4 protein-coding genes are annotated in these 6,738 nt (G+C 72.5%); 3 read left to right on the top strand and 1 reads right to left on the bottom strand.

All coding sequences use genetic code 11. The features are described 5' to 3' along the window. Positions 1-41: 41 nt before the first annotated feature. A complete protein-coding gene (locus ACN6LM_RS27865; protein WP_445068139.1) occupies positions 42-368 on the bottom strand; it encodes a plasmid stabilization protein in 327 nt (108 codons plus the stop codon). Positions 369-660: 292 nt separating this feature from the next. On the opposite strand from ACN6LM_RS27865, the gene ACN6LM_RS27860 reads away from it, so the two are divergent. The 3 genes from ACN6LM_RS27860 to ACN6LM_RS27850 are packed head-to-tail and all read left to right on the top strand — an operon-like array spanning position 661 to position 6,716. Continuing rightward, positions 661-3,774, top strand: a complete 3,114-nt coding sequence (locus ACN6LM_RS27860) for an FAD-linked oxidase C-terminal domain-containing protein (protein ID WP_445068138.1) — start codon at positions 661-663, stop codon at positions 3,772-3,774. A gap of 12 nt (positions 3,775-3,786) precedes the next feature. Beyond that, positions 3,787-5,592 carry a thiamine pyrophosphate-requiring protein gene (locus tag ACN6LM_RS27855; protein ID WP_445068137.1) on the top strand — a complete coding sequence of 602 codons (1,806 nt, stop codon included), beginning with the start codon at positions 3,787-3,789 and terminating at the stop codon, positions 5,590-5,592. Further along, complete coding sequence (locus tag ACN6LM_RS27850; protein WP_445068136.1) at positions 5,589-6,716, top strand: enolase C-terminal domain-like protein; 1,128 nt, start codon at positions 5,589-5,591, stop codon at positions 6,714-6,716. Before ACN6LM_RS27855 ends, ACN6LM_RS27850 begins: the two co-directional genes overlap by 4 nt. Positions 6,717-6,738 lie beyond the last annotated feature (22 nt).

The raw sequence follows: 6,738 nt of genomic DNA, 5'->3' as shown, positions 1-6,738 counted from the left end.
GCCCGGCCCGCGCACAAAGGTTTCGGCCACGCCCTGCAGATTCAGCGGCTGACTGCCTTCATAAGCTGCTCCTTGTTCATCGTGGAGCGGCCCTCGATGTTCTTCTTCTTCGCCTCTTCGTAGAGCTGATCCTTCGTGCGGCCCTGCGCCCCCTTGTGCGAGCGTTCACCGCCGCGCTGGGAGGCCGACTTGGGGTCGCGCGTGGACGTCCTGCTCGCCGTCTTCGACTCGCCGGAACGGGCACGCTCCTTGTTCACCGTGCGGGCGGCGATCTCCTTGGCACGCTTCTCGGACGTGCCGCGCTTCTCCGCGCTCTCCTTCACGTGCTCGTACTGACGCTCACGCTTGGGGCTCGATCCTGCCGGCATGACGCCGTCCTCCTCGCTGTCGTCCTCGGCCACGCGGGCCCGGTGCGGGGTCACCACCCGGGTTGCCGGGCAGCCACGTCCGAAACATGGCACCGCCGCGGCGGGGACGCCCACCGGGTCGTGCGCTCGGGTGACGTCCACGGCCGCCCGTACGCCCGGCCGACCGGTTCCGCAGGGCCGTTCGGGGGCACTCACCGCGCCGCCCATAAGTGAACCCGCCGACTTCGGGTACCGGGGTCTTCGCGAGGCCGGGCCACCCCGGCGCGCGCCGGACGACGAGGAGGAGCGACGGATGGTCACGGGAGGGAACGCCCCGGCGGACGGGCAGCGCGGTACGGATGCGGACCCGGCGCCCGACGTGCGGGCCCTCCGCCGTGACCTGGAACGGCGCGTCGACGGCGAGATCCGCTTCGACGCGGGCAGCAGGGGCGCCTACGCGACCGACGGCTCCAACTACCGGCAGGTACCCGTCGGCGTCGTCGTCCCCCGCACGGTGGACGCGGGCGCCGAGGCGGTCGCCGTCTGCGCCCGGCACGGCGTGCCGGTGCTGTCCCGGGGCGGCGGGACCAGCCTCGCCGGGCAGTGCACCAACGCCGCCGTCGTCATCGACTGGACGAAGTACTGCCACCACCTGGTCTCCGTGGACGAGGCCGCCCGCACCTGCGTGGTGGAGCCCGGCATCGTGCTGGACGAACTGAACCGGCAGCTGGCGGACCGCGGCCTGCGGTTCGGCCCGAAACCCTCGACGCACAGCCACTGCTCACTGGGCGGGATGATCGGCAACAACTCCTGCGGCGCGTCCGCGCAGGCGTACGGCAAGACCGTCGACAACGTCCGGCGGCTGGAGATCCTCACTTACGACGGGCTGCGCTGCTGGGTGGGCCCCACCTCCGACGAGGAGTTCGCGGAGATCGTCGGAGCGGGCGGCCGTCGCGCCGAGGTGTACCAGGGACTGCGCCGGATCATCGACGCGCATCTGGCCGACGTCCGCCAGGGCTACCCCGCCATCCCGCGCCGCGTCTCCGGCTACAACCTCGACTCGCTGCTGCCGGAGAAGGGCTTCGACGTGGCCCGTGCCCTCGTCGGCAGCGAAGGCACCCTCGTCACCGTCCTGCGCGCCGAGCTGGACCTGGTCCCCGTCCCGCCCCACGAGGCGATGCTCGTCCTCGGCTACCCCGACATCTGCGCGGCCGCCGACGAGGTGCCGCGCCTGCTGGAACACAGCTCCCCGACCCAGCTGGAGGCACTGGACGGCCGGATGGCGCAGCTCATGCGTGAGGAGGACAGCCACGTCGCATCCCTGGACACCTTCCCGGAAGGCGACGGCTGGCTGCTGCTCCAGTTCAGCGGGGACACCCAGGAGGACGTGGACCGGCAGGCGCGCGACCTGCTGAAGGCGCTCGGCCGCGACGAGGACGACCCCGCGGTGACCTTCTCCGACGACCCGCCGCGCGAGCGCCGGATGCTCAAGGCCCGGGAGGCCGGGCTCGGCGTGACCGCACGGCCGCCGGACGGACGGGAGACCTGGGAGGGCTGGGAGGACTCCGCCGTTCCGCCCGAACGGCTCGGCGACTACCTGCGCGACCTGAAGCAGCTCTTCGCCGAGTTCGACTACGACCACCCCTCCCTCTACGGCCACTTCGGGCAGGGCTGCGTGCACACCCGCATCCCCTTCGCGCTGAAGACCGCCGAGGGCGTCGAGTCCTTCCGGCAGTTCCTGTTCCGGGCGGCCGACCTCGTCGTCTCGTACGGCGGTTCGCTCTCCGGCGAGCACGGCGACGGGCAGTCGCGCGGCGAGCTGCTGCCCCGCATGTACGGTGAACGGCTCGTCGCCGCGTTCGGCCAGGTCAAGGCCCTGCTGGATCCCGGCAACCGGATGAACCCCGGCAAGGTCACCGACCCGTACCGCACCGACGAGAACCTGCGGCTGGGCCCGCACTGGCGCCCCGCGAACGACGAGACGCACTTCCACTACCCGGACGACGAGGGCTCGTTCAACCGGGCCGTCATGCGGTGCGTCGGCATCGGCAACTGCCGCTCCCACAGCGGTGGCGTGATGTGCCCCTCCTACCGGGCCACGGGGGAGGAGGAGCACTCCACCCGGGGGCGGGCCCGGCTGCTCTTCGAGATGCTCGGCGGCCACCCGGACACCCCCGTCACCGACGGCTGGAGCTCCACCGAGGTCCGCGACGCGCTCGACCTCTGCCTCGCCTGCAAGGGCTGCAAGTCCGACTGCCCGGTGGGCGTCGACATGGCCACGTACAAGTCCGAATTCCTGGCCCACCACTACGCGGGCCGGCTGCGCCCCACCGCCCACTACTCGCTGGGCTGGCTGCCCCTGTGGGCCCGGCTCTCCCGCATCGCACCCCGTCTGGTCAACGCCGCGCTCGACGCCCCCGGACTCCGCCGCGTCGCCAAGCGCGTCGCCGGGGTCGCCGACGAGCGGCAGCCGCCCGCGTTCGCCGAGGAGTCGTTCGTCGAGTGGTGGCGGGCGCGGGGGCTGCCGGAGCCCGACCCGGCGGACGCCCGGACCGTGGTGCTGTGGCCGGACACCTTCACGTCCTCCTTCCACCCCGGCATCGCCCGGTCGGCGGTACGCGTCCTGGAGGACGCCGGCTTCCGGGTCGCCGTCCCGGAGCAGGCCGTGTGCTGCGGCCTCACCTGGATCTCCACCGGACAGCCCGCCACCGCGAAGAAGGTCCTGCGCCGGACCGCCGAGGTGCTGCGGCCGTGGATCGAGGCCGGCACCCCGGTCGTCGGCCTGGAACCGTCCTGCACGGCCGTCTTCCGGTCCGACGCCCCGGAGCTGATGCCGCACGACCAGGACATCCAGCGCCTCGCCGGGCAGTTCCGCACCTTCGCCGAACTCCTGGTCAACGACGCCCCCGACGACTGGCGGCCGCCCGTCCTCACCCGGCGGGCCACCGTGCAGACGCACTGCCACCAGCACGCCGTCACGCAGTTCGACGCGGACCGCGAACTCATGCGCCGCGCCGGGCTCGACGCCGAGGTCCTGGACGAGGGCTGCTGCGGGCTCGCCGGCAACTTCGGCTTCGAACGCGGCCACTACGACCTGTCCATGGACATCGGGGAGCAGGGCGTCCTGCCCGCCGTCCGGGGGGCCGCGCCCGACGCGCTGGTCGTCGCCGACGGATTCAGCTGCCGCACCCAGATCGAGCAGGGCGGGACCGGCCGCCGCGCCATGCACCTGGCCGAAGCACTCGCGCTCGGCCTCGACGGGCCGCTGCCCGCCGACCACCCCGAGAAGGCCACCGCGCGCCCCGCCCGCCCGGCCCCCGCCGCGAGCCGGCTGGTGACGGCCGCCGCGCTCACCGCACTGACCGCGCTCGGCACGGCCGCGTACGCCGCCCTGCGCCGGAACCGAAGCACGACGCACCACCGATAGGAGAGCGAACCAATGGCGACCAAGGTCTCCGACTACGTCCTTCAGCGGCTGCGCGAATGGGACGTCGACCACGTCTTCGCCTACGCCGGCGACGGGATCAACGGGCTGCTCGCCGCCTGGGGGAGGGCCGAGAACAAGCCGAAGTTCGTCCAGGCGCGGCATGAGGAGATGGCCGCGTTCCAGGCCGTCGGCTACGCGAAGTTCTCCGGCAAGGCCGGCGTCTGCGCCGCCACCTCGGGCCCCGGAGCGATCCACCTGCTCAACGGGCTGTACGACGCCAAGCTGGACCACGTACCCGTCGTCGCGATCGTCGGCCAGACCAACCGCAGCGCCATGGGCGGCTCCTACCAGCAGGAGGTGGACCTGCTCAGCCTGTACAAGGACGTGGCCTCCGAGTTCTGCGAGATGGTCACCGTCCCCGAACAGCTGCCCAACGTCATCGACCGGGCCATGCGCACCGCGTACGCCAAACGGACCGTGACCGCCGTCATCATCCCGGCCGACGTCCAGGAACTGGACTACTCGCCGCCCACCCACGCGTTCAAGATGGTGCCCTCCAGCCTTGGCGCGAGCGCGTACGCGCCCGTCCCCGCCGAGGACGACATCGCCCGCGCCGCCGAGGTGCTGAACGCGGGTGAGAAGGTCGCGATCCTCGTCGGACAGGGCGCTCGTGGCGCACGCGCCGAGGTCGAGCGGCTGGCCGAGGTGCTCGGCGCGGGCGTCGCCAAGGCGCTGCTCGGCAAGGACGTCCTGCCCGACGACCTGCCGTACGTGACCGGCTCCATCGGGCTGCTCGGCACCCGCCCCAGTTACGAGCTGATGCAGGAGTGCGACACCCTGCTGGTGATCGGATCCAGCTTCCCGTACACCCAGTTCCTGCCCGAATTCGACCAGGCCCGTGCGGTACAGATCGACATCGACCCCTTCATGATCGGTCTGCGCTACCCGTTCGAGGTCAACCTGATCGGTGACGCGCGCGCCACCCTCGACGCCCTGCTGCCGCGCCTCAAGCGCAAGAAGCACGGCTCCTGGCGGAAGAAGATCGAGAAGGACACCGCCAAGTGGTGGGAGGTCATGAAGGGCCGCGCCGCGGTCGAGGCCGAACCGGTCAACCCCGAGTACGTCGTGCACGCACTCGACGCGCTCCTGCCGGACGACGTCATGGTGGCCTCGGACTCCGGCTCCGCCGCCAACTGGTACGCCCGGCACCTGCGCTTCCGGGGCAACATGCGCGGCTCCCTCTCCGGCACGCTCGCCACCATGGGCCCCGGCGTGCCGTACGTCATCGGCGCCAAGTTCGCCCATCCCGGCCGGCCCGCCATCGCGATCGTGGGCGACGGGGCGATGCAGATGAACGGCATGGCGGAGCTCATCACCATCGCCAAGTACTGGCGCGAGTGGGACGACCCCCGCCTGATCGTCGCCGTCCTCAACAACGAGGACCTCAACCAGGTCACCTGGGAGATGCGCGCCATGTCCGGCGCCCCCCAGTTCCTGCCCTCCCAGTCCCTGCCCGACGTGCGCTACGCCGACTTCGCCCGCTCGGTCGGCCTGGACGGCATCCGCGTCGAGAAGCCCGACCAGGTCGAGGACGCCTGGCACCGCGCCCTGGCCTGCGACCGGCCGTTCGTCATCGACTTCCGGACCGACCCGGCCGTCCCGCCGATCCCGCCGCACGCCGATCTGGACCAGATCGAGGCCGCCGCGTCCGCCATCGTCAAGGGTGACAGCGACCGTGCGGGCATGGTGCGCCAGGGCATCAAGGCCAAGGTCCAGGAGATGCTGCCCGGCCACCACGACCGGTCCTCCGACAAGTGACCCCGCGCCCCGGCGACGCGGACGCCCCCCTGATCGACCGGGTGGAGACCGCCGTCTACACCGTGCCCACCGACGCCCCCGAGGGCGACGGGACGCTGACCTGGGACGAGACCACGCTGGTCCTGGTCCGGGTGGGCGCCGGCCCGGCGAGCGGACTCGGCTACACCTACGGGGCGCCCGCCACCGCCGCGGCCGTCGGCCAACTGCTGGCCGGGGTGGTCACGGGGCGCAGTGCCTGGGACGTGCCCGCCGCCAACGAGGCCATGAGCCGGGCCGTCCGCAACGCCGGGCGCCCCGGGCTCGTCGCCCAGGCGCTGTCCGCCGTGGACATCGCCCTCTGGGACCTGAAGGCCCGCCTCCTGGACCTGCCGCTGGCCCGGCTCCTCGGCGCGAGCCTCCAGGAGGTCCCCGTCTACGGCAGCGGCGGCTTCACCCCGTACGACGACAGCCGGCAGGACCGGCAGCTGCGCGGCTGGGCGGAAACCCAGGGCATCCCCCGCGTCAAGATCAAGATCGGCGAGTCCTGGGGCCGCGAGGAGCAGCGCGACCTCGACCGGATCGCGAAGGCCCGCCGCAGCATCGGGGACAGCACCGAGCTGTACGTGGACGCCAACGGGGCCTACACCCGCAAACAGGCCGTCCGCGTGGCGCAGTGCTTCGAGGAACACGGCGTGACCTGGTACGAGGAACCCGTCTCCTCCGACGACCCGGCCGGGCTCGCCGGGATCAAGGCGGCCACGACGGCCGACGTGACGGCCGGTGAATACGGCTACGCCCTGCCGTACTTCTGGCAGCTGGTCACCGCCGGCGCCGTGGACTGCCTCCAGGCGGACGCCACCCGCTGCGGCGGCATCACCGTCTGGCTCCGCGCCGCCGCGCTCGCCGAGGCCGCCGGTCTGGGCCTCTCCGGACACTGCGCCCCGCACGTCCACGCCCATGCCGCCGCGGCCGTACCCAACCTCCGCCACCTGGAGTGGTTCCACGACCACGTCCGCATCGAGGACATGTTCTTCGACGGGGTGCTCGACCCGGCCGGCGGCACCGTACGCCCCGGCGCGTCCGGCGCCCCCGGACACGGCCTGGAACTGCGCGCCGGGGAGGCGGAGCGGTACCGCGTCCGGTGACCCGCCGGACCACAGAAGGAGG

Source organism: Streptomyces sp. SAS_281 (genome assembly GCF_052542855.1).
This window is presented reverse-complemented; position numbering and strand designations above follow the sequence as displayed.

Excerpts from the sequence above, each read along its gene's own strand:
- ACN6LM_RS27865 (WP_445068139.1), bottom strand. The coding sequence starts at position 368 with ATGCCGGCAGGATCGAGCCCCAAGCGTGAGCGTCAGTACGAGCACGTG.
- ACN6LM_RS27860 (WP_445068138.1), top strand. The coding sequence starts at position 661 with ATGGTCACGGGAGGGAACGCCCCGGCGGACGGGCAGCGCGGTACGGAT.
- ACN6LM_RS27855 (WP_445068137.1), top strand. The coding sequence starts at position 3,787 with ATGGCGACCAAGGTCTCCGACTACGTCCTTCAGCGGCTGCGCGAATGG.